Origin of the sequence: Acetobacter aceti NBRC 14818, from assembly GCF_000193495.2 — a bacterium.
Classification (GTDB): Bacteria; Pseudomonadota; Alphaproteobacteria; order Acetobacterales; family Acetobacteraceae; genus Acetobacter; species Acetobacter aceti.
In genome coordinates this window covers 1,970,907-1,995,474 of sequence record NZ_AP023410.1, presented here as the reverse complement: position 1 = coordinate 1,995,474, position 24,568 = coordinate 1,970,907, and the positions used below count along the sequence as shown (strand labels likewise).

The 24,568-nt window shown below is 61.9% G+C and carries 19 protein-coding genes, 1 tRNA gene and 3 pseudogenes; 9 read left to right on the top strand and 14 right to left on the bottom strand.

Annotation, left to right across the window (positions count from 1 at the left end):
• Positions 1 to 91: 91 nt before the first annotated feature.
• From EMQ_RS09035 to EMQ_RS09010, 6 genes are all read right to left on the bottom strand, one after another.
• On the bottom strand, positions 92 to 655 hold the full coding sequence (locus tag EMQ_RS09035; RefSeq protein ID WP_018308138.1) for a c-type cytochrome: 564 nt from the start codon (positions 653 to 655) through the stop codon (positions 92 to 94).
• 65 nt (positions 656 to 720) lie between these two features.
• Complete coding sequence (locus EMQ_RS09030; protein ID WP_232092246.1) at positions 721 to 990, bottom strand: hypothetical protein; 270 nt, start codon at positions 988 to 990, stop codon at positions 721 to 723.
• 203 nt (positions 991 to 1,193) lie between these two features.
• On the bottom strand, positions 1,194 to 2,000 hold the full coding sequence (locus EMQ_RS09025; RefSeq protein ID WP_018308140.1) for a copper resistance protein B: 807 nt from the start codon (positions 1,998 to 2,000) through the stop codon (positions 1,194 to 1,196).
• A complete protein-coding gene (locus EMQ_RS09020) occupies positions 1,997 to 3,829 on the bottom strand; it encodes a copper resistance system multicopper oxidase (protein WP_190653911.1) in 1,833 nt (610 codons plus the stop codon). Before EMQ_RS09020 ends, EMQ_RS09025 begins: the two co-directional genes overlap by 4 nt.
• Before the next feature lie 76 nt (positions 3,830 to 3,905).
• Positions 3,906 to 4,280, bottom strand: a complete 375-nt coding sequence (locus EMQ_RS09015; RefSeq protein WP_026200116.1) for a hypothetical protein — start codon at positions 4,278 to 4,280, stop codon at positions 3,906 to 3,908.
• A gap of 35 nt (positions 4,281 to 4,315) precedes the next feature.
• Positions 4,316 to 4,588: a metal-sensitive transcriptional regulator gene (locus EMQ_RS09010; RefSeq protein WP_018308143.1), complete on the bottom strand. Its 273-nt coding sequence runs from the start codon at positions 4,586 to 4,588 to the stop codon at positions 4,316 to 4,318.
• Positions 4,589 to 4,631: 43 nt separating this feature from the next.
• Here EMQ_RS09010 and EMQ_RS09005 point away from each other — a divergent pair, with 43 nt between their 5' ends.
• Positions 4,632 to 7,055: a heavy metal translocating P-type ATPase gene (locus EMQ_RS09005; RefSeq protein WP_018308144.1), complete on the top strand. Its 2,424-nt coding sequence runs from the start codon at positions 4,632 to 4,634 to the stop codon at positions 7,053 to 7,055.
• 92 nt (positions 7,056 to 7,147) lie between these two features.
• On the opposite strand, the pseudogene EMQ_RS09000 reads toward EMQ_RS09005, so the two are convergent.
• A pseudogene (locus EMQ_RS09000) lies at positions 7,148 to 7,665 on the bottom strand (type II restriction endonuclease); the annotation flags it as partial.
• Between EMQ_RS09000 and EMQ_RS08995 the strand changes: the two are divergent.
• Positions 7,665 to 7,859 (top strand): hypothetical protein, encoded by a 195-nt coding sequence (locus tag EMQ_RS08995; protein ID WP_018308145.1) that lies wholly within the window; start codon positions 7,665 to 7,667, stop codon positions 7,857 to 7,859. The pseudogene EMQ_RS09000 and the gene EMQ_RS08995 sit on opposite strands and share 1 nt — an antisense overlap.
• Positions 7,860 to 8,303: 444 nt before the next feature.
• Here the strand turns inward: EMQ_RS08995 and EMQ_RS08990 are convergent.
• Positions 8,304 to 8,771: pseudogene (locus EMQ_RS08990) on the bottom strand (IS481 family transposase); the annotation flags it as partial.
• Positions 8,772 to 8,916: 145 nt separating this feature from the next.
• Between EMQ_RS08990 and EMQ_RS08985 the strand changes: the two are divergent.
• Entirely contained in the window at positions 8,917 to 11,418 is a 2,502-nt protein-coding gene (locus EMQ_RS08985) for a protein-disulfide reductase DsbD family protein (protein ID WP_026200118.1), read from the top strand.
• 154 nt (positions 11,419 to 11,572) lie between these two features.
• Here the strand turns inward: EMQ_RS08985 and EMQ_RS17345 are convergent.
• Both EMQ_RS17345 and EMQ_RS08975 read right to left on the bottom strand, forming a co-directional pair.
• Positions 11,573 to 11,782: pseudogene (locus EMQ_RS17345) on the bottom strand (pyridine nucleotide-disulfide oxidoreductase); the annotation flags it as partial.
• Between the two features lie 9 nt (positions 11,783 to 11,791).
• Positions 11,792 to 12,439 (bottom strand): SOS response-associated peptidase, encoded by a 648-nt coding sequence (locus EMQ_RS08975; RefSeq protein WP_010669086.1) that lies wholly within the window; start codon positions 12,437 to 12,439, stop codon positions 11,792 to 11,794.
• 198 nt (positions 12,440 to 12,637) lie between these two features.
• Between EMQ_RS08975 and EMQ_RS08970 the strand changes: the two genes are divergently transcribed.
• The 3 genes from EMQ_RS08970 to EMQ_RS08960 are packed head-to-tail and all read left to right on the top strand — an operon-like array spanning position 12,638 to position 18,028.
• Entirely contained in the window at positions 12,638 to 13,420 is a 783-nt protein-coding gene (locus EMQ_RS08970; protein ID WP_018308150.1) for an ImuA family protein, read from the top strand.
• Positions 13,350 to 14,870: a DUF6504 family protein gene (locus EMQ_RS08965; RefSeq protein ID WP_010668702.1), complete on the top strand. Its 1,521-nt coding sequence runs from the start codon at positions 13,350 to 13,352 to the stop codon at positions 14,868 to 14,870. Before EMQ_RS08970 ends, EMQ_RS08965 begins: the two co-directional genes overlap by 71 nt.
• Positions 14,843 to 18,028, top strand: a complete 3,186-nt coding sequence (locus EMQ_RS08960; RefSeq protein ID WP_010668703.1) for an error-prone DNA polymerase — start codon at positions 14,843 to 14,845, stop codon at positions 18,026 to 18,028. Before EMQ_RS08965 ends, EMQ_RS08960 begins: the two co-directional genes overlap by 28 nt.
• Positions 18,029 to 18,101: 73 nt before the next feature.
• Here the strand turns inward: EMQ_RS08960 and EMQ_RS08955 are convergent, their stop codons facing one another.
• On the bottom strand, positions 18,102 to 18,560 hold the full coding sequence (locus EMQ_RS08955; RefSeq protein ID WP_010668704.1) for a MarR family winged helix-turn-helix transcriptional regulator: 459 nt from the start codon (positions 18,558 to 18,560) through the stop codon (positions 18,102 to 18,104).
• 117 nt (positions 18,561 to 18,677) lie between these two features.
• Between EMQ_RS08955 and EMQ_RS08950 the strand changes: the two genes are divergently transcribed.
• Positions 18,678 to 19,049: a hypothetical protein gene (locus EMQ_RS08950; RefSeq protein ID WP_010668705.1), complete on the top strand. Its 372-nt coding sequence runs from the start codon at positions 18,678 to 18,680 to the stop codon at positions 19,047 to 19,049.
• A 211-nt stretch (positions 19,050 to 19,260) separates the two neighbouring features.
• Here the strand turns inward: EMQ_RS08950 and EMQ_RS08945 are convergent.
• The 3 genes from EMQ_RS08945 to EMQ_RS08935 all read right to left on the bottom strand — a co-directional run bounded on the left by EMQ_RS08945 (position 19,261) and on the right by EMQ_RS08935 (position 22,333).
• Positions 19,261 to 19,335, bottom strand: a tRNA-Gly gene (locus EMQ_RS08945).
• A gap of 119 nt (positions 19,336 to 19,454) precedes the next feature.
• The gene (locus EMQ_RS08940; protein ID WP_010667838.1) at positions 19,455 to 20,156 is read right to left on the bottom strand and encodes a histidine phosphatase family protein; all 702 of its coding nucleotides are present in this window, start codon (positions 20,154 to 20,156) and stop codon (positions 19,455 to 19,457) included.
• Positions 20,153 to 22,333, bottom strand: a complete 2,181-nt coding sequence (locus EMQ_RS08935; protein ID WP_010667839.1) for a hypothetical protein — start codon at positions 22,331 to 22,333, stop codon at positions 20,153 to 20,155. Before EMQ_RS08935 ends, EMQ_RS08940 begins: the two co-directional genes overlap by 4 nt.
• Before the next feature lie 177 nt (positions 22,334 to 22,510).
• Here EMQ_RS08935 and rfbB point away from each other — a divergent pair, with 177 nt between their 5' ends.
• Together rfbB and rfbA are read left to right on the top strand one after the other, a co-directional pair.
• On the top strand, positions 22,511 to 23,569 hold the full coding sequence (gene rfbB, locus EMQ_RS08930) for a dTDP-glucose 4,6-dehydratase (RefSeq protein WP_010667840.1): 1,059 nt from the start codon (positions 22,511 to 22,513) through the stop codon (positions 23,567 to 23,569).
• A gap of 50 nt (positions 23,570 to 23,619) precedes the next feature.
• The gene (rfbA, locus tag EMQ_RS08925; RefSeq protein ID WP_180952859.1) at positions 23,620 to 24,498 is read left to right on the top strand and encodes a glucose-1-phosphate thymidylyltransferase RfbA; all 879 of its coding nucleotides are present in this window, start codon (positions 23,620 to 23,622) and stop codon (positions 24,496 to 24,498) included.
• Positions 24,499 to 24,568 lie beyond the last annotated feature (70 nt).

Below are 24,568 nucleotides of genomic sequence, written 5' to 3'. Positions count from 1 at the left end.
CCCGTTTTCCGGATGTCGTCAGGACACCACTTATTACTATACGGGGGTATGGCATATTTTCCTTGATCTCGATCAATTATCCCAGCGGCATCTACTGTCGCGGCATCGGCATATCCATGTCGTGATGCATATGATGCCCGCCGGCTGCTTCTGCCCGAGCGACCAGCGCCTGGTAGGTGGAACTGTTCATTCCCGGAAGTTTCTCGAGAAACGCCACAATGTTCCAGAGATCGTCATCACCATGATCCGCCCAGGACGGCATGCCCGACATCTTGATGCCATGCTTGAGAATCCAGAACAGTTCGCCCGGCGTATAACGTTGCGCTACATCATTCAGAACCGGTGGCTTCGGATACATCCCCTCCGCCATATCCTCGGCCTCGACGCCCGGCGCCGAATGACATGAGGCGCAATGCATCGAAAAATGCGATGCACCGCCGACGAGCCGTGCCTGCGTCTCAAGATCGACAGGTGTGGTAATGCCCTCGGCGTGATGCCGGATTGAATGGAAGCGTGCCGTTTCCAGAACACGATAGGTCAGCCGCCAATGCGGCGAGGTGGCGCCTACATCATACAGACCACCGAAAACGACGGCCGTTCCCGCGCCGATCCCGACCAGCAGAATGCCGGCGAGACTCCAGGCTAATCTTTTCATGCGTGCCTCCCTGGGCATGTCCAGGGGCGACGCTTATGACGCCGCCCCGCTCCATCAGGAACCGATCAGCGCTGATGAACCGCGTCGGGCATGCTCTGCGGGCCCATCGGCATTTTCATGCCGTCGCCCATGTCGCCGCAGCCCATTTTCATCTTTTTATCCGATGGTGCCATTGCCTGACCGTTCGGCATGGCCATGCCCTTCATCTTCATACATCCCCCCATCTTTCCTTTCATTTTCATGCCTTTCTCTGCCCCCTTCATGCCGGATCCGGGCATGCCGTCCATTTTCATCTTGTCGTGGTCCATTCCTGACATGCCTGACATACCCTGCATTCCGGACATATCCTGGCCCTGCGGCTGGGCTGGTGCCGGAACCGGTGTCTGGGCATGCGCAACTGAGACCGTGGCCAGGAGTGCTACCAGAAGGGCCGATGATCTGAAATTAATGGTCAGCATTGGTCTTTTCCTCATCATTGGTTATCGGATGCGAAGGCGCACAATGCGCCCCGCGACGATTTCACATCGGGCAGGAATAGTCAGAACCACGTCCTGATCCCGAAGGTGAAATTCAGGTCCTGGACACGCTCATGCCTTGAACGTGCCATGTCGGCGGCCTGACCGAACGTGCCGGAGTAACTCACGCCGATATAAGGCGCGAATTTCCGATGCCATTCGTAGCGAAGCCGCAATCCCGTATCGATATCGGACAGCCCGGTTCCGACGCCGCGCGCACGATCGGACGCGGAATAGAAGTTCATCTCGACCTGGGGTTGGAGAATCAGGCGATTAGTCAGCAGGATATCGTATGAGCCCTGCAGACGCCCCGCCGCACCCCGGTCGCTGAAATAGGCCGTGGCCTCCACATTGAAGAAATATAGAGCCAGTCCCTCGACCCCGATCGCGCCCCAGGCCCGTGTGGGGCCGTTGTCAATATCGAGACGCACGCCGGTCTGGACATCGAAATACCGGGAGATAGCACGATCATAAAGGGCCTCATGGTCTCCATCACCGAACTTGCCGTTTGTGCCGACCGTGCCTTCGGATTTCAGCCAGAGCTTGTCGTAGTCGGTGCCGAACCAAGCCTGCCCATCGTAACGGAACTGCCCGCCATCGGCACCAAAGCGCGCCTCGAACTGGTCGAGCAGCGCATGCATGTAGATGTTATGGTCCATGACCGGCTGGATGCCGTTGATATAGACCACGGGCGCGGGAGCCGAGGCGGTCTGCGCTTCCTGGGTTCCTTCGCTCTGGCGTGCCGGGACTGACTGGGCGCGTCCCGTGCCAGGTACCGTGGTAGCCAGTCCAGCGGCAAGGACCGTGCCACCTATCAGACCCCGGATCACGACACCACCACCGTGCGGAACATGCCCACCTCCATGTGGTAGAGCAGGTGGCAGTGATACGCCCACAGCCCGGGTTCGTCCGCCGTGACCAGGTAACTCAGCCGCTCACCCGGCTTGACGGTAATCGTGTGCTTGTAGGGTCGGCACTCGCCCTGCCCATTTTCCAGTTCACTCCACAACCCATGCAGGTGGATCGGATGCTCCATCATCGTGTCGTTGATCAGGACGAAGCGCACCCGCTCGCCCAGGGTGAGACGAATGGGCTCCGCTTCCGAGAACTTCTTGCCGTCAAACCCCCAGATGAAGCGTTCCATGTTGCCGGTCAGATGCAGGGTGATCTCGCGCGATGGCGGGCGCGGGTCCGCGCCCGAGATCGTCGCCTGCAGATCGGCATATGTCAGAACGCGGCGACCATTGTTCTCCAGCCCGTCGCCCGGTTCCGCCAGCCGGTTGATCGGCATCATGGCGACACTCTGCACCGCGACGCCGGGCTTCAGCTCTGTTTTATGCCGCGACGCAGCCGCCATGCCCGGCATATCCATCGCAGCGGCTCCGGGTCTGTTGGCCTCCTTCATGTCCATGTGATCCATGTCCATGCCGCCGCTGGCAGGGGCTTCACCGGGCTTCCCCGGCGAACTCCCCATCTCCATGCCCGCCATGCCGCCCTTCATGTCCATATTCCCCATGCCCATGTCGGTCATGGTGCGCAGCGGGCGCGGGTCCATGGGCGGGACCGGACCGGCAAGGCCCGGACGGGTGGCGAGCGTGCCGCGTGCGTATCCGGTACGATCCTCAGCCTGGGCAAAGACCGTGTACGGTCCATCGGCGGTGGGCTCGACAATCACATCGTAGGTTTCCGCAGGTCCGATGCGGAATTCATCGACAGGGATGGGCTCCACGTCATTACCGTCGGCCTGAACGACGGTCATCGTCAGGCCGGGAATGCGCACGTCGAACAGCGTCATCGCCGATGCATTGATGAAGCGCAGGCGTATGCGCTCGCCCGGTCGGAACAGGCCCGTCCAGTTTGCAGCAGGCGACTGGCCGTTGATCAGGTAGGTGTAGATGATGCCCGACACATCCAGAATGTCGGTCGGCGCCATGTTCATGGCACCCCATTGCAGGCGATCTCGGATCGTCGCACCCAGCCCCTGCCGATGTGCGTCACGGAAGAACGTGTCCACCGTACGCTGGCGGAAATTGTAGTAATCGCTCTGGAATTTGAGGTTGGAGACGATGTCCTCAGGATCGACGTCGGTCCAGTCGGACAGGACCATCACATAATCGCGGTCGAAATGCTGCGCGTAACCGTCTCTCGGGTCGATGATCAGAGCCCCATACAGGCCCGTCTGCTCCTGGAAGCCGGAATGGCTGTGATACCAGTAAGTGCCGCTCTGATGCAGCGGGAAGCGATAGGTGAACGTGTCACCCGGCGCGATCCCGCCAAAGCTCAGACCGGGCACGCCGTCCATGTCGGCCGGCACCCGGATTCCGTGCCAGTGGATCGAACTGGGCTCATCCAGCCGGTTGGTGACATTCAGTTCGACTGTGTCGCCCTGACGCCACCGCAGGATCGGCGCGGGCGTGGAGCCGTTCACACCCACCGCGTGCATGCGCGCACCGGTGATATTGACCGGCACAGAACCGACCGTAAGGTCGAAACGGGTGCCAGGCAGCGGGTCGGGCCGACCCGACGCCGGTGTATAGACCGGAGCGTAGGCGCCCGCGCTGCGCTGCGGGACGGCCAGCGCCGCCCCCCACAGGCCCGTCCCGATGACGAAACGGCGGCGCGTGATCGCGCCCCGTCCCGTAAGTGATCGTATTGACATGAATAATAGTCCGCAAAAGAGAGAAGGCGGAACCGGTCATAGGTCCATGACCAGCCCTGAGACTGTCAGAACAGAATCAGGCCATCTGTCTGGGCGGCGGCAGGGCGGGCGCGAACGCACGGCCGACCATGCGATCTGAGCGCGACATGCCGAAAGGCGCGGTAACACCTACGTAATCAAACGCCCTGGTCACGGATGGTGGCATCAGCCAATTGGCGACGCAGGAACCCTGGACACAGCAATCGCCGCAATGATGACATGGGTGATGATCGTGGCACGGTTCATGATTGCAATGTGCGGTCGCCGCATCCGCATGAGATGGCATCTGCATCCCTGGCATGTCGACCATCGGCTGGGTAACCAAAGCAACTGTAGAAGACACCGTGGCGGCATGACCCGGCATGATGGACGCCAGCATCAGCCCCACCTGCAGAAGCAGGCAGGCCAGCAACCGTCCCAACCGTGTCGCGCCGATCCCTTGCACGTCTACCCCGTTATCTTGCTGACCGTTTCGATCAGTTCTCCGATCTTTTCCTGACGCTCCACCGGATCGCCGGATTCGATCGCCTCCACGACGCAGCCCGCGATATGTTCGCGCAGAACAAGCCCCTCGAGCCGATGCAACGCCGCCTTGGCGGCCCGAAGCTGAAGCAGAACATCCACGCAATAGCGGTCTTCGTCCACCATTTTCTGGATGCCACGCACCTGACCTTCGACCCGTTTCAGGCCCTGCGAAATCTTTACCCGTGACTGCCTCATTGCACTATACCCTACAGGGGCATACCATGGAGCGCAAGCGATTATGGCATGTCTGGCGCCGCGTGGCGGCCACAAACAAGGGGACCTCATGACGAACGACAATACAGCAGCTTGCGCGTCCCATCTCCATGGAGAGGGTCCCACCCCGGCAGCGACCGGAGTTAAGACGCGCCCGGTCAAGGATCCCGTGTGTGGCATGACAGTCGACCCCGCGACGGCGACGCATCATGCCGACCATGATGGCCAGACCTGGTATTTCTGCAGCGCGCACTGTCAGACAAAGTTCGAAGCCGACCCCTGTCATTACCTGCACAAGGCGGACACGACGCCCATCAAGTCTCAGCCCAAACGGGTCGGGGTGATCTGGACCTGCCCGATGCACCCTCAGATCCGACAGGATCACCCCGGCTCCTGCCCCATCTGCGGCATGGCGCTGGAACCGGAGGAGCCATCCGACGCCGACACGCCTAACCCGGAACTCGTGGATTTCAGCAAGCGCCTGTGGGGGGCGAGCATATTGGCGGTCCCGCTCGTTATCATCGCCATGGCGGCGGATATGGGAGGGCTGGCATTTCTCGATGGCGGCCTGACGAACTGGATTCAGTTGGCGCTCACGGCGCCAATCGTGCTGTGGGCCGGCTGGCCGTTCCTCGAACGCGGCTGGATGTCGCTCCGCACCCGGCATCTGAACATGTTTACGTTGATTATGCTGGGCGTCGGCGCAGGCTTTCTCTATAGCATCGCCGCGACAGTGGCCCCTGGCCTGTTCCCTGCTGCCTTCCGCATGCATGACGGGTCGGTCCCGGTCTATTACGAAGCCGCCGGTGTTATCGTGGCCCTGGTGTTGGCCGGGCAAGTCCTGGAACTGCGCGCCCGCGCCCGTACCAGTCGCGCCATTCGCGCGCTGCTGGATCTCGCACCGAAAATCGCACACCGGGTCGGCGCGCTGGATCGGGAGGACGACGTACCGCTGGCCCAGATCGTGCCCGGCAATCGGCTCCGCATCCGGCCGGGGGAAAGCATCCCGGTGGACGGCACCGTCATGGACGGGCGCTCCAGCGTGGACGAAGCCATGCTGACAGGAGAGCCAGCACCTGTCGCCAAGGGACCGGGTGACAAGGTGACGGGTGGAACCATCAACGGCACCGGCAGCCTGCTGATGACAGCCGAGGCCGTTGGCTCGGACACGATGCTGGCCCGGATCGTCAGCATGGTGGCGGCTGCCCAGCGTACGCGCGCACCGATCCAGGCGGTGGCGGACCGGGTCTCCGGCTGGTTCGTGCCGCTGGTCGTGCTTGTGTCCCTTCTGACCTTCGTCGTCTGGCTTCTGGTCGGTCCGCAACCGCGCTTCGGACACGCACTGCTGAACGCCATTGCGGTCCTGGTGATCGCCTGCCCGTGCGCGCTGGGCCTGGCCACTCCGATGTCGATCATGGTGGGCATGGGGCGCGGGGCGCGGGCCGGCGTGCTGGTTCGCAACGCCGAAGCCCTGCAGGCGCTGGATACGGTCGATACGCTGGTGATCGACAAGACCGGCACCGTAACCGAAGGCAAGCCCCGGCTGATCGCGACCGAAACATCAGGTGCATGGGATTCCAACGTCGTCCTGCGGCTGGCGGCATCACTGGAAACACAATCTGAGCATCCGCTGGCCCAGGCACTGGTCGCCGCGATGACGGCGCAGGGCCTTCAGGCCGCGCCGGTCGGGGATTTCGCGTCTCAGACCGGCCTGGGCGTGACCGGCACCGTCGACGGCCATGCCGTCGTCGTCGGAAACCAAGCCCAGATGCGGCAGCAGGGCATCGATGCGTCGGCATTGATCCCTGTCGCGGATTCCCACCGGGCGGAGGGCGCGGGCGTCATGTTCGTCGGCGTCGACGGACAGGCCGCTGGGCTGCTGGTCGTGGCCGATCCGCTGAAGACCGACGCGAAGGAGACCATCGCGGCACTGCACGCAGCCGGCATGCGGATCGTGATGCTGACGGGCGACAATGCCCGGACTGCGGAAGTCGTCGCCCGGCAGGCGGGAATCGACGAGGTACATGCCGACCTCAAGCCTGAGGACAAGGCCGCGATCATTCGTGACATGCAACAGAAGGGAGCCCGTGTCGCCATGGCGGGCGACGGAGTCAACGACGCGCCGGCCCTGGCCACCGCCGATATCGGAATCGCCATGGGCACAGGCACCGATGTCGCAATCGAAAGCGCCGGGATGACACTGGCACAAGGCAGCCTCGCCGGATTGGTACGCGCCCGCCGCCTGGCACAGGCGACGATGCGCAACATCCGGCAGAATCTGGCATTTTCTTTCCTGTTCAATGGGATCGGCATCCCACTTGCCGCAGGCGTACTGTATCCTGTCTTTGGCCTTACGCTGTCGCCCATGTTCGCGGGAGGCGCGATGGCCCTGTCCTCCCTGGCCGTCGTGACAAACGCACTGCGGCTCAATGCCCTGAGACTTCGGTGAAAGCAGATTGCCTATTTCGTTCGGAAGGTATGCCTATCCGCGACAGGAACCCACACGAAGCGAAGACCCGTTCATTACAGGAGCATAGATTTTCATGCAGGAGTCGCCAGATGGGATATAGCTTGAATTGGTTTTATACCCTGCCCAAAGCGCTCAATGGCCTTACGATCCTTCTCAAGCGCCCGTAAGGCAGATACCGGACTTTCAGGTCAGCAATCCTACTGAAAGCCGGCCGCCACAGTTGTTCCCGTACATCGGCTTCCCGCTTATCCGGCGCGACAAGGAGCAGTCCCTCCAAAGCCTGCGCCTCTGACCCGCGAGCAAGATCCAGCATCCGCACGATGCCGGAATAGATGGTCGTTGAATGCTCAACCTCGAAGGCTGCGACAACCCTGTGGCTTTCCCGATCAAGCCACAGAACATCGATCAGACGCACGGATTCCGCTCCCTGCGTTTCCGTCGTGAACCCAGGCAACACCGACAGGCAGCCACCCAGATCATTGGAAAGCCGCGAACGATAGGTCGCATTCAGTTTCAGGATGCCCTGCCGCATGGCAAGATATTCCTCCCATCGCCCCAGCTTCACCTTTGATCCGGTCAGGGCATTATATGGATGTTCGCGACGGCGGCCATTGCGCTGAACAACTCGCTCCGTTTTTCCTCAAGACGAAAGCAGGGCAGCAGGTGCGCCACGATACGTTTGAGCTTTGCATTAACGGGGACGCGAATCATCGCCGGCCGGTGGCCGCGTGCAATCTCATTGGGGATGACAAGGCGTCGTCCGACAAGGAGAGCCACCCGTAAAGAAAGACATCGGGAGAGACTGTCTAATCACCATTCAATGACTGGTCTGCTTTCTATTCTTGTAAACTCAAAGCCGATGCAATCTGCAACAGCCATGAATACGATGTCGTGCAGGAAGCCGTCACAGGATGGATAGACGATCGCACAGAGTGCATCGTGAATGATCGAAGCCCACGACGTGCGAGCACATATCGCGACCAATATGACATTTATTGAATTTCACCTCCCGGTCCTAATCAGGGTAACCGTCGACAGACCGCGACGCTGAATCTCATTATTTGGGCGGATAAGCTCTCGAACAGTCTAATTCGCGCGTCAATTAATTAGTTCACCTAATGAGAGTATTCACATTATAGCATCTAATCAATGTCGAGACGCGTGATGTAGGCTCCCGGGAGCTTAAAATTCTGTTTCGGCGCGGTGCTCGGAAGCCTGGCCATACAAGTCGGCTGTTTTCAGGATGATGAGACGCCCCATTGCGGTGCGGACTTCGGCGATGTCGATATGAAAATAGCCGACCGGATAAGTCTTGAACTTCGAGCGCCTGGGCTTGTCGCCCTTGGTGTCGGGCAGACGGCTGATTCCATGGCGCTGAAGACAACGATGCAATGAAGAGCGCGTCAGATGCGGGATCGTCGCCTGTAGCGCGTAAAGGCAGTCGTCCAGGGGCAATAATGTATGGCGGCGGAACGCCACGACGATGCCCTCCTCCTCGATCGACAGGACCGTCGAAAGAGGAGCCTTCGGGCCAGTGCGTCGATCCGCTGTATCGGGCCGTCCCTTCGATTTGGCGACTGTCTTCGGGTTGACCCCGTGGCGTTCCGCCAGAGCTCTCAGGCTCTCTTGACTATGCTGTATCGCTCGACGGACTGCCGTTGTCGTCGTGGCGCATCCGTGGTGAACCTGGCCCATAGCGCATCCTTCCACTCTCGTGAAAATAATGCACCATCAAAACCCGGGACTAAACATCTAGGAAACCGCCTGCCCTGTTCCCCCATCCGTCGGCTGCGCGTATGCTGGGTGTGTCCGCCCCTACCGTGTTGAAAGCCTGACGCTCATGAGCGGCCCTCTCCCTTTTCCCTCGCGCCAACCTAGCCAGAAAGCTCACCCCACCCGCGCCCGCGCGGGCAGGAGATGGCAGGGCGCGCTGGGCAAGGGGCTGGCAGGGCTGCTGGCGTGCGCGGGGCTCCCTCCCCTTGCTGCCGCCTGGGGGGCGGAAAGCGCGCCCGCCATCAGCGCGCACAGCACGGCCAGCCTGATAAGCGCGTCCGATACCGCCAGCCCCGGCTCGTCCCTCCATGTGGCCCTGCGCCTGCGGCTCAAGCCCGGCTGGCACACATACTGGCTCAACCCCGGTGATGCGGGAGACCCCGCGACCCTGCGCATAACCGCAACGGGCGCGTTAAGGGGCGAGGCGCAAACCATTGTCTGGCCCACGCCGCAGCGGATCAGGGACGCCTCCCTGATGTCCTATGCCTATACGGGCGATGTGGTGCTGCCAGTGGTGCTCCCAATGGTGCGCCCTGTGGAACCTTCAGCGGGACGTCCACCGGCGGCCCAGCCGGGGCAAACGCCCGACGGCCTGGGCGCGCAAGGGCTGACAACCCTTAGCGCCCACGCCAACTGGCTGGTGTGCGCACAGAGCTGTATTCCCGAGGAAGGAACATTCACGCTTACCCTGCCCGTGGGCGCGCCTCGCCCGTCCGCGCAGGTGGGGCTGTTTACACAGGCGGAGCAGCATACGCCCGTGCCCTCGCCCTACCCGGTGAGCATCAGCCCCACAGGGGTACTTGGCGCTCAGGGCAGGGAGTTGAACCGCCAGTCCGTCGCGCAAGCCTGGTTCATGCCGCAAGAGCGCGGGCGGATTGGGGAAGCCGCACCGCAAGCCCTGCTCTTTGGCCCCGAGGGCCTTGCCCTGCGCCTTGACCCCACGGCTGACTTTACGCCTGCAAAGCCGTTGTCGGGTATTCTGGTGCTCAAGGCCCCCGATGGGACGGAGCGCGCGCTGAGCGTGCGGGCCACCCCGCTGCCCCCCCCAATGGCCAGTGAGCCCTCCATTGCGCCATCGGCCCGGCCTGCCACCGAGCCCAACACAGGAACCACCTCCGGGACCGCTGCCGAAGCCGCCGCTGGAACCGCCACAGGAGGGACCACAGCGGGGACCGCAACGGGAACCGCCATGGGGGCGACCAGCCCAGACCCGGCAGGGGACTATCCGGCAGGGGAGCAGCCGATGGCGGGCCATCTGGCAGCGCTCGGCAATGGCGTGCCGGGGCCGCCCCATGGCGGGGGGGAAAGTGCGTCTGGCCTGTTCCGCCTTGTTGTACTGGGGTTCCTGGGTGGGCTGGTGCTGAACCTGATGCCCTGTGTTTTTCCCATTCTGGCCATGAAGGCGCTGGCCGTCGCCCGCATGGGCCAGAGTGAGCGCCTGCACCAAAAGCAAAGCGCCATCAGCTATGCCGCAGGGGTTATTCTGGGCTTTACCGCCCTTGGCGCGCTGGTCATGGCGCTGCGCCTGGGCGGGGCCGCCACTGGCTGGGGGTTCCAGTTCCAGTCCACGATGTTCGTGGGCATGATCACATGGCTGATCTTCGCCATGGCGCTTAACCTGCTGGGGGTGTTTGTCTTCCTGCCGCCCGCCTTCGCCCTATCCTCCTCCCCCCGGCACGGGCTGGTGCATGACCTGCTGACCGGGCTGCTGGCCGTGGCCGTGGCCTCGCCCTGCACCGCGCCGTTCATGGGGGTGGCCATTGCCGGGGCGCTGGCCGGTCCCCCGGCAACCGGACTGGTCATTTTCGCAGCACTTGGCATCGGGCTTGCCGCCCCTTACGTGCTGCTGGCCTTTTGCCCCGCGCTGGCCAAAAGCCTGCCCCGCCCCGGCGCATGGATGGACTACCTGCGCCAGTTTCTGGCTTTTCCGTTACTGGGCACCTGCGTGTGGCTGCTGTGGGTCGCAGCGGTGGAGGGTGGGGCCACAACGGTTTTGCTTGTATCATCGGGCATGGTGTTCCTGGCCTTTGCGGCATGGGTTTACGGCATTACCCAAAGGCGCCAGCTCCATGCGGGCCATGACCGGGACTGCACGGCCCTGTATGGCGTGGCCCTGCTGGGGCTTTTGGCGGCCATGGCGCTGCTGCCCGCCCTGCTAGAGCAGGCGCCGCAGGCTGGCGCCAACCCGCCCTCCGCCTCGGGTCCGGGCCTTTCAGCCCTCCCCTCCGGCACGGAGGCTTTTTCCGAGGAGCGACTGCGCGCCCTGCACAATGCGGGCAAACCCGTGTTTGTGGACATGACGGCGGCATGGTGCATCACCTGCCTTGTCAATGAGCGCATGGCGCTCAACACACAGGCGACACAGGCAGCCATGGCACGCTATGGCGTAATAACGCTCCGGGGGGACTGGACACAGCGCAACCCCGCCATAACCGCGTTTTTGCGCAAACATGGGCGCGATGGCGTGCCATTCTACCTGTTTGTGCCCGCACATGGCGCGGCAGTGGTGTTGCCACAGATACTGACGCCCGGACTGGTCATAGGCACCATAACGCCCCACGACAAATAACCGGGCGCTGGCTGTACCAGCCCCGGCTCGGCCCGGGCAGGGTGTAAACGGCCCCAAAAGCTCCGGGGCAGTTCAACCTGCTGCCCGTTAACGCGGATCAGCCCGTCCGGCTCGATCACGTCGAGCGGCGCAAATGCGGAGAGCGCGGGTCGGAATGGGAGGAGTGGATTTGCGTTCTGGCAAACAATTCGCGGCCCGGATAATCGGGGATGAAGGGCGCAGACCATGTGCCGGTGGCGCCGATGACCGCGCGGCTTAGGAAATCACCCACGCTGGTGCTGACATTCAGGAATTTCTGGTCAGTGCGTTCCACACGTCCGACCATTACGGGGCGGTGGATCGGCGGCGCATAGCGCGCCTCGTAGAGGCGCCATCAAGCAACCCCCGTGGGTGGAGCAATCGCTATTAGCGCTCCGTCCGGCAATGCCTGCTGCACCTGCAAGGCCTCAGGTGCCGGCGCTGTCATCCACAGATCCATATCTTCCTGCTGCGTCAGGATAACTGGCATGGCCCAAGGATGAATAGCACCGACCTCCCGGTTGGCTTCAGTGGTCAGGAATCCATACAGGTTATTTGTCGTCTCGCCGTCAGCCAGTTTCCTGACCGACGTCCACCGGCACCACAGACCGGCGAAGAAGGCCAGCGGCTCGCCATCCGCTCTGGCGAACCAGACCTGACGACTTCCACCTTCGGGCAGATGTTCGGGCTCGGCAAACGCCGTCAGCGGCACCAGGCAGCGATGTTCCACGCCTTCCCATCGCCGCCACCAGGACGATTCCATATGCCGGATATTGGTTATGCCCCGATCCACCTTCCTGCCCTTGAGCATGCCGGGTGGCGTCGGCATTCCCCAGCGGGCCATGACCAGTTCCCTGCCGCCCTCGGCATTGCGGATGATTGGGGCCATTGTATTCGGCCACACCTCGGGCAACGGTTGCAGGTTGCCGATATGATCGATCATGACCCTGGCGATCATCCTGATCGCCTCCTGGTTCGTCATTACGGAGTAGAGGTTGCACATCGGTGCCGTCCTTCCGTCGTCGGCCAGAAAAAATCCCTGAGACTCAAAGCTTTACAGATATCAGAGACATAGCTGGGCCTCAGCTATTCCCTGCACTGTGTCACACCTCCGGTAATCGTGCCTTAGACTCTTATCGCGCGTTAGGAACAAACCATGAACATATAGCTACTGACGCCGCCAGCATCGGACGGATTCGAGATGACCACGAAAGGGAGCCCAGCCCGGAAGAAGCCCGCCCTGGAAGCGCTTCAGGCGACCATTGCCCGGCTCGAAGGACACAAAAGCCATAAACGCGCCGTCCTGCCATTCGGCGTGAAGGAGATCGACGCGAGGTTACCGGGTGGCGGCCTGGTCCTGGGCGCGCTTCATGAGGTGGCCGGTGGCGGGACTGACGCCCTCAACGCCACGGCTGCGGCCCTGTTCGCCGCAGGGATTGCCGGCCGGACCAGAGGCAAGGTGCTGTGGATCGTCACCCGGCAGGACATCTTCGCGCCGGCTCTCGATCAGGCCGGACTGGCCGCTCGCCGGGTCATCCACGTTGAAGCATCCTCGGACAACGACGCCCTGGCCTGCTTCGAGGAAGGTCTGCGACATGGCGGGCTGGGGTCCGTGGTCGCCGAGGTCGGGCGACTGACGATGACGGCCTCGCGGCGCTTGCAGATCGCGGCCGAGGGAACCGGGACCATCGGCCTGGCTGTCCGGAGATGGCGCCGCCAGACGGAAGCCGCCGATTTCGGACAGCCGACAGCCAGCACCACACGCTGGCGGGTCTCTGTCCTGCCATCCGCGCCGCTTCCCGTGCCCGGCGTGGAGCGGCCCCGGTGGATGCTGGAATTGCTGCGCGCGCGATCGGGGGAATGCGCGGATTTCGAGGTGGAGGGGTGCGATGCCAACGGGAGGATCGAATCGTGTGGTGTCGCTCTACCTGCCTCTGTGGCCGACGGAGCGCATCAGGAAGAAGCTGGGCAACGCCGCGCCTGAGACACCGCTGGCCCTGGCCGGCCGGGAAGGCAGCCGTCGCGTCGTCATGTCCGCCGACCTTGCCGCCCGCAAGATCGGGGTGACGCCCGGCATTCCGGTTGCCAAGGCCCAGGCGCTCTATCCCGATCTGACCATCATGGATGCCGACCCCGACGGCGACCGAGCCGGGCTGGAGGCTCTGGCTCTCTGGTTCCAGCGGCGGATCGCGCCGATCGTGGCCGTGGACGCATCCGGCGGACTGCCTGATGGCATCGTAATGGACACGACCGGCACGGATCATCTCCATGGTGGCGAGCCGGCGATGCTGGACGCCGTGGTCCGTCGCCTGGCTGACTCAGGCTTTACCGCCAAGGTCACGATCGCCGGAACCTGGGGTGCCGCTCATGCCCTGGCCAGATATGGACGTGGCCGGATCATCATCGTGCCCGACGGAGGCATCCCCGACACGCTCTCCAACCTGCCGATCGAGGCATTGCGGCTTCCGGCTGCCGTCATCGAAGGATTGCGGACGCTGGGTATCTCCCGGATCGGCAAGCTGGCCGCCATGCCGCGCGCGCCGCTGACCTTGCGGTTCGGGCCGGAACTGGAACGCCGTCTGGACCAGGCTTATGGGCGCATCGCCGAACCGATCCTGGCCGTGCGCCCGGTCGATCCGGTTTCTGTGGCGCGCAACTTCGCCGAACCCATCGGCGCGGCCGAGACCATTGCCCGCTATATCGGCAAGCTGGTTCCCGTCCTGTGTGAAGGGCTGGATGCCAGGGGCGACGGCATACGGCTGCTCGACCTCCTGTTGCACCGGTTGGACAGCCAAACCCAGACGATCCGGATCGCCACGGCCCGGCCGGCAAGGGACGCGAAGCATCTGACGCGCCTGCTGTGCGAGAAGATCGAGACGATCGATCCGGGCTATGGCATTGAGCGCATGGAACTGGTCGCCGTCCTGGCCGAGCCGATGGAGGTCAGGCAGCGGGTTTCCTCGCTGATCGAAGAGGAAGAAGCCGACATCTCCGGCCTGATCGACACGCTGGCCAATCGCGTCGGTGGGGAATCGCTCTACCGGTTTGCCCCTGTGGAGAGCGACATTCCCGAGCGGTCGGTCTGCCGGGTGCCGGCACTGGCTCCGGATGACGGCGCCACCTGGCCGGTCGGATGGCCACGACCGACCCGGCTGCTTTCCCGGCCGGAACCTGTCCAGGCCATGGCCGAATTGCCGGACCAGCCGCCGATCTTCTTTATCTGGCGCGGTATCCGGCATCGCGTGCGCTGCGCCGACGGGCCTGAGCGCGTCTTCGGCGAATGGTGGAAGGGTGATACGGAACTGACGATCGCGCGGGATTATTTCCGGATCGAGGACACGGCCGGCGACCGATTCTGGGTCTTCCGCGAGGGTGATGGCGAACATGGAGAAACCGGCTCGCAGAGATGGTTCATGCACGGGCTGTTCGCATGACCCGCTATGCCGAGCTTCAGGTCACCAGCTATTTCTCGTTCCTGCGGGGCGTGTCTGCGCCTGCCGAACTGTTTGCCCAGGCCAAACGTCTCGGACTTTCCGCCATCGGGATCACCGACCGCAACACACTGGCCGGCATCGTCCAGGCCCACATCGCCGCGAAAGATACCGGCATGCGGCTGGTGGTCGGATGCCGGCTCGACCTCGCCGACTTTCCGCCGGTCCTGGTCTATCCGATGGACCGCGCCGCCTATGGCCGCTTATGTCGGCTGCTGTCGATCGGCAAGGCGCGCGCCGGCAAGGGGAAATGCCTGCTGAACTGGGCCGATCTGGCCGAGTGGGGCGACGGACTTCAGGCCGTGCTGGTGCCGGATGTCGCCGGCGAGGACTGCGCCCTGCATCTGCGGAAGCTGCGGGATGCCTTCGGGGACCGGGCCTATATGGCACTGACCCTGCGCCGCCGGCCGAATGATCAGATGCGGCTCTATGAATTGGCGAATATGGCCCATGCGCGCCGGGTGAAGACCGTCGTCACCAATGACGTGCTGTTCGATATCCATGACCGCCGCATTCTCCAGGATGTCGTCACCTGTGTTCGGCATAATACGACCATAGACCGGGCTGGCTTCGTCCGTGAGCGTCATGCCGATCGCTATCTCAAGCCGCCCCAGGAAATCGCGCGCCTGTTCTCGCGATATCCCGAAGCGATCGACCGGAGCATGGAGATCGTCGAACGCTGCCGGTTCAGCCTCGACGATCTAGCGTATCAATATCCCGATGAAATCACGACGCCGGGCCAGACACCCCAGGAAGCACTGGAAGCCCTGACGTGGGAAGGTGCGAGAGCCTTCTATACGGATGGCATCCCCGAGGACGTGGCTGAAATTCTCCGCCATGAACTGGCGCTGATCGGGCGCATGTCCTACGCGCCCTACTTCCTGACGGTGAACAGCATCGTTCGCGAGTCGAGGCGGCGGGGCATTCTGTGCCAGGGTCGCGGATCGGCGGCCAATAGCGCTGTCTGTTTCGTGCTGGGCATCACGGCGATCGACCCGTCGCGGACGACATTGCTGTTCGAGCGGTTCATCTCGGAAGAGCGGGGCGAGCCGCCGGACATCGACGTGGATTTCGAGCATGCCCGTCGCGAGGAAATCATCCAGTGGATCTATGACCATTACGGTCGCACCCGCGCGGCACTGACCGCCGTGGTCACCCGGTATCGGGCCAAGGGGGCTCTCCGTGATGTGGGCAAGGTGATGGGGCTGCCGGAAGACCTGATCACCCTGCTGTCGAAACAGATATGGGGCTGGTCGCGCGAGGTCGATGCGGAGAAATTCGCCGAGACCGGAATCGACCTGACTGACCGGCGTATCCGTCTGACGCTCGATCTGGCGCGTGCCCTGATTGGCGTGCCGCGTCATCTGTCCCAGCATCCGGGCGGCTTCGTGCTGACCCATGACCGGCTGGACGAACTGGTGCCGATCGAACCGGCGGCGATGGAGAATCGCCAGACCATCGAGTGGGACAAGGACGACATCGACGCGCTGAAATTCATGAAGGTTGATGTGCTGGCGCTTGGCATGCTGACCTGCATGAAGAAGGGACTGGACCTGCTCGCCGAACACAAGGGGCAGCGCTTCACGCTCCAGACCATTCCGGCCGAAGACCCGCGGACCTACGCCATGATCCGCAAGGCAGACACGATCGGCGTGTTCCAGATCGAGAGCCGGGCGCAAATGTCGATGCTGCCGCGCCTGAAGCCCCGGACCTATTATGACCTGGTGATCGAGGTCGCCATCGTCCGTCCCGGACCGATCCAGGGCGATATGGTTCATCCGTATCTGCGCCGGCGGGAGGGCCTGGAGCAGCCCGATTACCCGACCCCGGAACTGGAGGAAGTCCTGAAGCGGACCCTCGGCGTGCCGCTTTTTCAGGAACAGGTCATGCAGGTGGCCATGGTATGTGCCGGGTTCACGGCGGCCGAGGCCGATCAACTCAGGCGTGCGATGGCGACCTTCAAGAACACCGGGACGGTCTCGAAATTCCAGACCCGCCTGCTCGAAGGCATGAGGGAGAACGGATATCCGGAGGAATTCGCCGAGCGTATCTACCAGCAGCTTGAGGGCTTCGGCTCCTATGGCTTCCCGGAGAGCCATGCCGCGTCATTCGCCATCCTGGCCTATTCGTCATCGTGGATGAAATGCCGCCATCCGGACGTGTTCCTGGCCTCATTGCTGAACAGCCAGCCGATGGGCTTCTACGCGCCGGCCCAACTCGTCCGCGACGCCCAGGCGCATGGGGTGGAAGTCCGGCCTATCTGTGTGAACCGGTCACGCTGGGAGGCCATCCTTGAAGGGCCGGAACGGGCGAACGGCCTGTTTGCGGTGCGGCTCGGGATGAACCTGGTGAAGGGACTGGCCAATGAGGATGCCGCGCGGATCGTGGCGGCCCGTGGGAATCGGCCCTTCGTGTCGATAGACGATCTGTGGCGACGATCCGGCGTGAAGGCCGCTGCCCTGACCCACCTGGCCGAGGCGGATGCGTTTCGTGCGGGGTTCGGGCTGGCACGGCGTGAGGCTCTGTGGGCGATCAAGGCGCTACGGGATGAACCGTTGCCCTTGTTCGCGGCTGCGGAGATCGTCCGGGAAGCAAAGGAACCGGATGTCCTGCTCCAGCCCATGCGGGCCGGCGCCGAGGTGGCACGGGACTATAACCGTATCGGCCTGACCCTGCGGGACCATCCGGTTGCCTTTCTGCGGGATGATCTGAGGCGCGATGACATCCTGTCGTGCCGGGACGCAATCAATGCCAGGGATGGCAAGCGGCTGACGGCAGCCGGAATCGTCCTGGTGCGTCAGCGTCCGGGTTCTTCAAAAGGCGTGGTTTTTATGACGCTGGAGGACGAGACGGCGACGCTGAATGTCATCATTTGGGCAGACACCTTCGAGAAATTCCGGCCGGTGGTCCTGTCCGCCAGCATGGTGGCTGTGAAGGGGAGGCTTCAGAAGGAGGGCGAGGTGATTCATCTGATCGCTCTGGAGATCATCGACCAGTCGGGACTACTCGCCGATGTTGGAAACCGCTCAAATGGTGGCACCCCAAGCGACAGACATCACCCGGATGACGTCATCATAGTTCGATCGCGGAATTTCCATTGATGTGCGATGTCCAGAGTGTTGTGCCGCATTTCCATGATTGTAAGAGGCGTGCATCGGTTATCGGAAATCTGCGTCATGGCCTCTCTGCTAGACCCTTGATCGCCCAGTGAAGCAGATCAAGCAGTCGTTCACCTTCCTCCTCCGAGAGATGCGTATGGCTCCGGGCGTTGATGACCGCCACGGCTGCCGCAACCTCCGGCAACCTGACAGACATTAATGGCGATAGCGATATCGTCGTGCTTCTGCGATCGTTCGGATCCGGCTTGCGTTCGATCAGCCCGTCCCGTTCCATTCGTGAAAGGGTCTTCGCCATCGTGGATTGCTCGACGGCCGCGAGGTTCACCAGTTCACGCTGGCTCCGTGTCTTGCCGTCCGCCAACGCGAAGATCACCGGTAGCTGACCGGACATGAGGCCAAAGGGCCGCAGTGCTTCATCCATCTCACGAGCAAAAAGCCGGGCGGCCCAGTTGACCATATAGCCAAGGGAGTCGGTTCGGGACGGCCATTTATATGGCTTGCTATCTTCTTTCATGGCTTGCTATGTAAAAGACCTTCTCTTCAGGAAGCAAGGATCATATCATGCCAACGCTTCTCCGCCGTCTCCATCGTGTGACAGGAAAGCCTGTCGATCCTTTGTATTGGCAGTTTCATGACTGCCTCGGTCGTCGCAGAACTCTATGGCGACGCCTCGATTATCAGCACAGTCAAGCGTGCGATCCTCTGGGGATTATTGGTCCTGGTCCCATGTCTCGCCACAACGGGGCTTTCGGGCTATCGCGCGACAAGTGGGGCTCCGCGTGGTCTGGCACTCGTGAAACTCCGCCGTATGCGGATCATCGGCCTCAACGGGATTTGCGTTCTCGTACCGTGTGCGCTGTTTCTGGCCGCCCGCGCGGCGGCATCACGATTCGGTTGGCCATTCTACAGTATACAGGCGCTCGAACTTCTGGCCGGCTCTATCAATCTTACTCTTCTGGTCCTGAATTTCAGGGATGGTCTGCGCCTTGCTCGACGGCAATAAGCGCAGAGTACCGATGTGAGCCGCGCACACCGACAATAACGATTGATACGAATTGACGGCGCGATCAGGACCGCAAAACAAGTGTGTGTCTCCGCTAAGGCCATCACAGATTCAGCCTCGCGGTGGACACCATGTGGACACCACACCCCAAAACGACGAAAGCCGCCTTGCGGCGGCTTCCTCGTATCCGTCTGATTTTCCTTGGAAAATCTGGAGCGGGCGATGGGATTCGAACCCACGACCCCAACCTTGGCAAGGTTGTGCTCTACCCCTGAGCTACGCCCGCTTCGTCTGCGATGAGCGGTGATTTAAAGCAGGTTTCCGCACTGCGCAAGCCCTTCGGCACAGATTTTTCACAAAATTTTATGCACCGAAACACTATCAACGGAAGACCTGCAAAAATCCTCAGATTCCGGGAAGTTCGTTGGCTGTCACGACTCTCCAGACTCCGTCGTGACATTCCAGAATCGTCAGCGAAAGATTCTGAATCGAGAAATGCAGCGCCGTATCCGCGTCAATCTTCAGCGCATGCGCCAGTGCTGCGCGGATAGCCCCGCCATGACTGACAACAACCATGTCCCGTTTCGCATGATGCGCCGCGAGTGTGCTCAGCGTATGTCCGACCCGTTGGCAGACATCGACCATGTTCTCTCCGCCCGGCGGACGTTCTTCGCCTGAAAGCGGCCAGAAATAGTGAGGCTCATGCTCAAGTTTTTTCGGGAATTCGGCATGTGGTAGACCCTGCCATTCGCCCAGTTCCTGTTCCAGAAACCCCGGCTCGACCGTCAGGGGGCGTTCGCCATAACCCGCATTCTGGATGGCTTGCGCCGTGCGCTGGGTGCGGGACAGAGGCGTGACAAACCAGAGCGCGTCGGAAGGCAGGCGTCGGGCCAGCGCCTCATACATTGGCTGTTGCGCCACGAGACTTTCCGGGCAGAGCGGAACATCCATCGTGCCATACATCATGGCGCGGGCATTCTGTTCCACAAGAGCATGACGGATCAGCCAGAAGCGGGTGACGCCTTTTTCAAGCCGGGGCGCGTCGAGAAAATTGCCCTGATTTTTCTGCTCTTCAGGGCATGCGTCCAGGACGGCTGAAGCCATCATTTTTCTCCATTCTGTTGTGACAGGCTGCGCGCCGAAGCCGGAACGGGCAGGGTGGCGGGCGCGTAGGTCGGCAGCGGGTCATAGCGTGCAATCCGTTCCCAGTGATGACAGATCAGGGAAATTTTTGCGAGAATCATGCGGGCGTCGGCGATTTCCCGTGCCAGTCGGACTTCCGTGCTCAAATTTGCGTGAATCGGCTCGCCGGATACAAGGCGGGCGCCGGCCGATATTCTCAGGGCCCCAGCCTTTTCGCCGCCCAGCGCCGTGCTGGGCACCGCGACAGGCTGGCCGATGTGACAGAGCAGGCCAGCCACTTCGCTTTCACGCTCCGGTTCATCAGGACCGAAAACCGGTCTGAGGTCAGCGTTCAGCCAATGATAGAGCTGACGGGCCTTTTCAAGCTCAAGCGGAATGAACTCATCTGCTGCGCCCTGACCCGGAGCACGGACCAGAAAGCTGAGGATGGTGGTCATGTCATCCCACGAGTTCGGCAGGGAGGCTCGCACAGGAGTCGGTGTCTCCAGCAGCAGCACGTCGGGGCACTGCGTCATGGCTTCCCGGACGCCAGACAGGAAACGCTCAAGACGCCAGCGCACTTCCAGCGACGGAATACTGGTCAGCGCTTCCATTTCGGCCAGAGCAGCAGCCCAGCGCAGAATAAGGCCATGGTTTACCACTTCCGAGAGACCTCGGGTGGCCTCGCATTCAGGCCATTCGCCGCAGCCTGCATAGGCTTTCAGCCCCGTAGGGAGAGGATCGTGATCGAGACGTGTTCTCCATTCTTCAGGCAGCAACAGCGCGCCACAAAAGGGCGGTCCCGTAAAAAATTTTGATCCCGTGATCATCACGGCGCGTCCGGCCTGAATCCAACCACCGATCCGTGACGGCATCAGACGGGCCTGACAGGCATCCACGACAATGTCGCAATCCTGCCCAAACTCACGAGAGAAAGTCTCCAGCACCGTTTCGTTGGGAGCCAGAAGTCCGGTCTTGGACAGGTCCAGTTGATGCAGCAGCACATGACGCCCTGCCCGAATCGCCCGCTCCATATGGGCCCGGCATTCTTGCGTCAGAATGACTTCGTCCACTTCGCTCCCGTCCGGAGTCCGCAGGCGGACGTCCTCGACGGCATCTTCAGCGATGGGCCCGAAGCCTTCGATGGACTGACCACGGGGAACATGCGGACTGCGGGCTGTATCGGCTGCAAAATGCCGACCAGCGGCAGCCAAGGGAACGCCTCGTCCGGTTTCTTCCGGCGCGATGAGAATATTGGTGACCGGTTTTCTTGCCGGATTCATTTCTGCGATGGCCAGCGCCGCCAGTTCGCAGTCGGTCCCGGATGGCGCGAGGATGACGCGCTCCCCATCCGGCAGGCCGTAATACTGCGCCAGTCTGTGGCGCACGTTCCCGGCGGCTTCAAGAAGCATTGAATGGCTACAATCGTATAGCAACGCCCGTTGCAGCCGAATCCGGACCCGCTCCGCGGCGGCAAAACCGCGTTCTGAAACGGAGGAGGCGGTGGATGAGGCGAAAGTCGCGGCCCAGGGACGTGGCCGATGCGAGCAGCCGTAATGATTGAGGCCGTTGCGAGGATCAAGCTGGAGTCGCGCGTCTCCTCCGGCTGCCATCAGCGCTTCCAGTGGTCCGATGAGGGACCACGTCTTGGTCAGCCATGAGAAAAGTGATTCAAAAAGTGGGAGAGAGGGCGTCGCAGCATGTCTCGCCTCTGAGGGGAGATGGGTTTCCAGCGTTTCCCATATTTCCATGAGGACAGTCGGGGAAGGTGGCTGATCTGCGCCCATAAGACCAGCCCAGGCCGGAGACGGTGCGTTTTGGCCCGTCCCTTCATCAAGCGCCTCGAACAGGGCAGCCGTTCGGGCTGCGGCAAAACTGGCCCGCAACAGGAGCAGGAAAGGAGGTGGTGTCGTCGTTTCCCTGAGCAGGATGCCTTCAAGCAACAGTGTCAGTTCCAGACCGTGTCGGATGACCCATGCCGGTCCCGTCCGGAGAGTTCTGTCCGGAAAGGCAAGGCGCATGTGGGCCAGCGTAGTGCCGCTGATCCCGAAAGAGGCAGCGCATCTTCCTGCCACAATTGCGACGCACGTTTCTTCCGCCACACAACGAAGATCAGGCCGTTTCAGGAAGTGGAAAACTGCGATGGCGGACGAGTGTGCCAATATGAGAGCATCCTGTTGCCGTTAAATGAACATCAAGAGTGCCATAACTATGGTTAATCCGATACTCAGGCGTATTGCCTGTTGTAACAGATGCGTGATGTATCGTGCTGGCGGTACCGGTCAGCCTTCGCTATAGGCTCTATTGCCCCTGGAAGGCACTCGAAACGGGATGATTTGATGCGTATTCTTCTCACTGGCGGATGTGGCTTTATCGGGTCCGCTGTCGTGCGCCATATTATCGGCGCTACCGAACATTCGGTACTCAACGTGGACTGCATGACTTACGCCGCGTCACCGGAAACGGTGGCGGCTGTTGCTTCGTCAGATCGTTATCAGTTCGCACAGGTCAACATTACCGATGGCCCGGCGCTGGCGAAGCTGTTCGCGGAGTTCCGTCCCGACGCTGTCATGCATCTGGCTGCTGAAAGCCACGTGGACCGCTCCATCGACGGTCCCGGCGTGTTCATCCAGACCAACGTGGTCGGGACCTACACTCTGCTCGAGGCGGCCCGCGGTTACTGGCAGACACTGGACGAAGCAGCCCGCAAGGCCTTCCGTTTCCATCATATTTCCACTGACGAAGTCTTTGGTGCGCTGGAGCTGGACGATCCTCCGTTCACCGAAACCACACCCTATGACCCGCGCAGCCCGTATTCCGCTTCCAAGGCGTCTTCCGATCATCTGGTCCGCGCCTGGTATCACACCTATGGTCTGCCGACCTTCGTGACCAACACGACCAACAATTACGGCATCTGGCATTTCCCGGAAAAACTGATCCCGCTGGTGACGATCAACGCCATCGAGGGCAAGGAGCTGCCGGTTTACGGCAAGGGCGAGAACGTTCGCGACTGGCTGTTCGTGGAAGATCATGCGGAAGCGCTGGTCAAGGCCGTCGAAGTCGGCAAGCCGGGCGAGACCTACGCCATCGGCGCCCGTCAGCCGCGCACGAATCTCGAAGTCGTGAAAACAATCTGCGCCGTTCTGGATGAGCTTGTCCCAGATCCGGCAGGACCGCGCGAGCGTCTCATCCGCTTCGTCACCGATCGTCCCGGGCATGATTTCAAATACGAAATCGATCCGACGCATGCGGAAACCGAACTGGGCTGGAAAGCGAAGCACAACTTCGAATCCGGTATCCGTCGCACCATCCAGTGGTATCTCGACAACCGTGACTGGTGGGAAACGATTCGTTCGCGTCGTTACACCGGCGAACGTCTCGGTCAGGCCAAGAAATAACCCTCCGGAAGCGCATAATCATGAGTAAAGCACCACTCGTCGAGACCAACATGAAGGGTATTCTGTTGGCCGGAGGTTCAGGCACGCGCCTGTATCCGATGACACTCGCCGCCAGCAAGCAGCTGCTGCCGGTCTACGACAAGCCGATGATCTATTACCCGCTGACGACGCTCATGCTCGCCGGTATCCGGGATATCATGATCATTTCCACACCTGCCGACCTGCCGCAGTTCAAGCGTCTGCTTGGCGACGGTTCGCAGTTTGGCGTCCGCTTCGAATATCGTGAGCAGCCGACTCCGGATGGCATCGCACAGGCTTTCCTGATCGCGGGCGAGTGGCTGAAAGGCAGCCCCTGCGCTCTCGTGCTCGGTGACAACCTGATCTTCGCCGATCACCTGTCCGCGCTGCTGCAGAAGGCCGGAAAGATCGAAAAGGGCGCGACTGTCTTCGCCTATCAGGTCCGTGATCCGGAACGTTATGGTGTGGTCAGCTTCGATGCGACCGGCAAGGCTCTTTCTGTTGAGGAAAAGCCCGCCGAGCCAAAGTCGAACTGGGCGATCACCGGCCTCTATTTCTATGATGACCGCGTGTATGACTTCGCCCGCAAGGTGAAGCCTTCCGCCCGTGGCGAGCTGGAAATCACCGACCTCAACCGTTTCTACCTTGAGGAAGGCACGCTGCAGGTCGATCGTCTTGGGCGCGGCTGTGCGTGGCTGGACGCCGGATTGCCGGAAAGCCTCATGCAGGCCGGACAGTTCGTCCATACCATTCAGGCGCGTCAGGGAATGCTCGTCGGTTCGCCGGGCGAAGTGGCGTTCCGTATGGGCTATATCGATGCAGACCAGCTTCGCACGCACGCAGCGAAAATGGGCAAGACCGAACTCGGTCGTGTGCTGAAGGAACTGGCCGACCACGGTCATCAGGGCTGAGGCCCCGTTTCCCCCTTGCCCGACAGACGGACAGGGGGAAAGTTCACCGTAGCGGCGCCATACCTCTTGC

Bases quoted from the DNA above. Each gene is read 5' to 3' on its own strand.
- EMQ_RS09035 (WP_018308138.1), bottom strand. From the start codon at position 655: ATGAAAAGATTAGCCTGGAGTCTCGCCGGCATTCTGCTGGTCGGGATC.
- EMQ_RS09030 (WP_232092246.1), bottom strand. From the start codon at position 990: ATGCAGGGTATGTCAGGCATGTCAGGAATGGACCACGACAAGATGAAA.
- EMQ_RS09020 (WP_190653911.1), bottom strand. From the start codon at position 3,829: ATGTCAATACGATCACTTACGGGACGGGGCGCGATCACGCGCCGCCGT.
- EMQ_RS09010 (WP_018308143.1), bottom strand. From the start codon at position 4,588: ATGAGGCAGTCACGGGTAAAGATTTCGCAGGGCCTGAAACGGGTCGAA.
- EMQ_RS09005 (WP_018308144.1), top strand. From the start codon at position 4,632: ATGGCATGTCTGGCGCCGCGTGGCGGCCACAAACAAGGGGACCTCATG.
- EMQ_RS08995 (WP_018308145.1), top strand. From the start codon at position 7,665: ATGGATGTTCGCGACGGCGGCCATTGCGCTGAACAACTCGCTCCGTTT.
- EMQ_RS08985 (WP_026200118.1), top strand. From the start codon at position 8,917: ATGAGCGGCCCTCTCCCTTTTCCCTCGCGCCAACCTAGCCAGAAAGCT.
- EMQ_RS08975 (WP_010669086.1), bottom strand. From the start codon at position 12,439: ATGTGCAACCTCTACTCCGTAATGACGAACCAGGAGGCGATCAGGATG.
- EMQ_RS08970 (WP_018308150.1), top strand. From the start codon at position 12,638: ATGACCACGAAAGGGAGCCCAGCCCGGAAGAAGCCCGCCCTGGAAGCG.
- EMQ_RS08960 (WP_010668703.1), top strand. From the start codon at position 14,843: ATGGTTCATGCACGGGCTGTTCGCATGACCCGCTATGCCGAGCTTCAG.
- EMQ_RS08955 (WP_010668704.1), bottom strand. From the start codon at position 18,560: ATGAAAGAAGATAGCAAGCCATATAAATGGCCGTCCCGAACCGACTCC.
- EMQ_RS08950 (WP_010668705.1), top strand. From the start codon at position 18,678: ATGACTGCCTCGGTCGTCGCAGAACTCTATGGCGACGCCTCGATTATC.
- EMQ_RS08940 (WP_010667838.1), bottom strand. From the start codon at position 20,156: ATGATGGCTTCAGCCGTCCTGGACGCATGCCCTGAAGAGCAGAAAAAT.
- rfbB (WP_010667840.1), top strand. From the start codon at position 22,511: ATGCGTATTCTTCTCACTGGCGGATGTGGCTTTATCGGGTCCGCTGTC.
- rfbA (WP_180952859.1), top strand. From the start codon at position 23,620: ATGAAGGGTATTCTGTTGGCCGGAGGTTCAGGCACGCGCCTGTATCCG.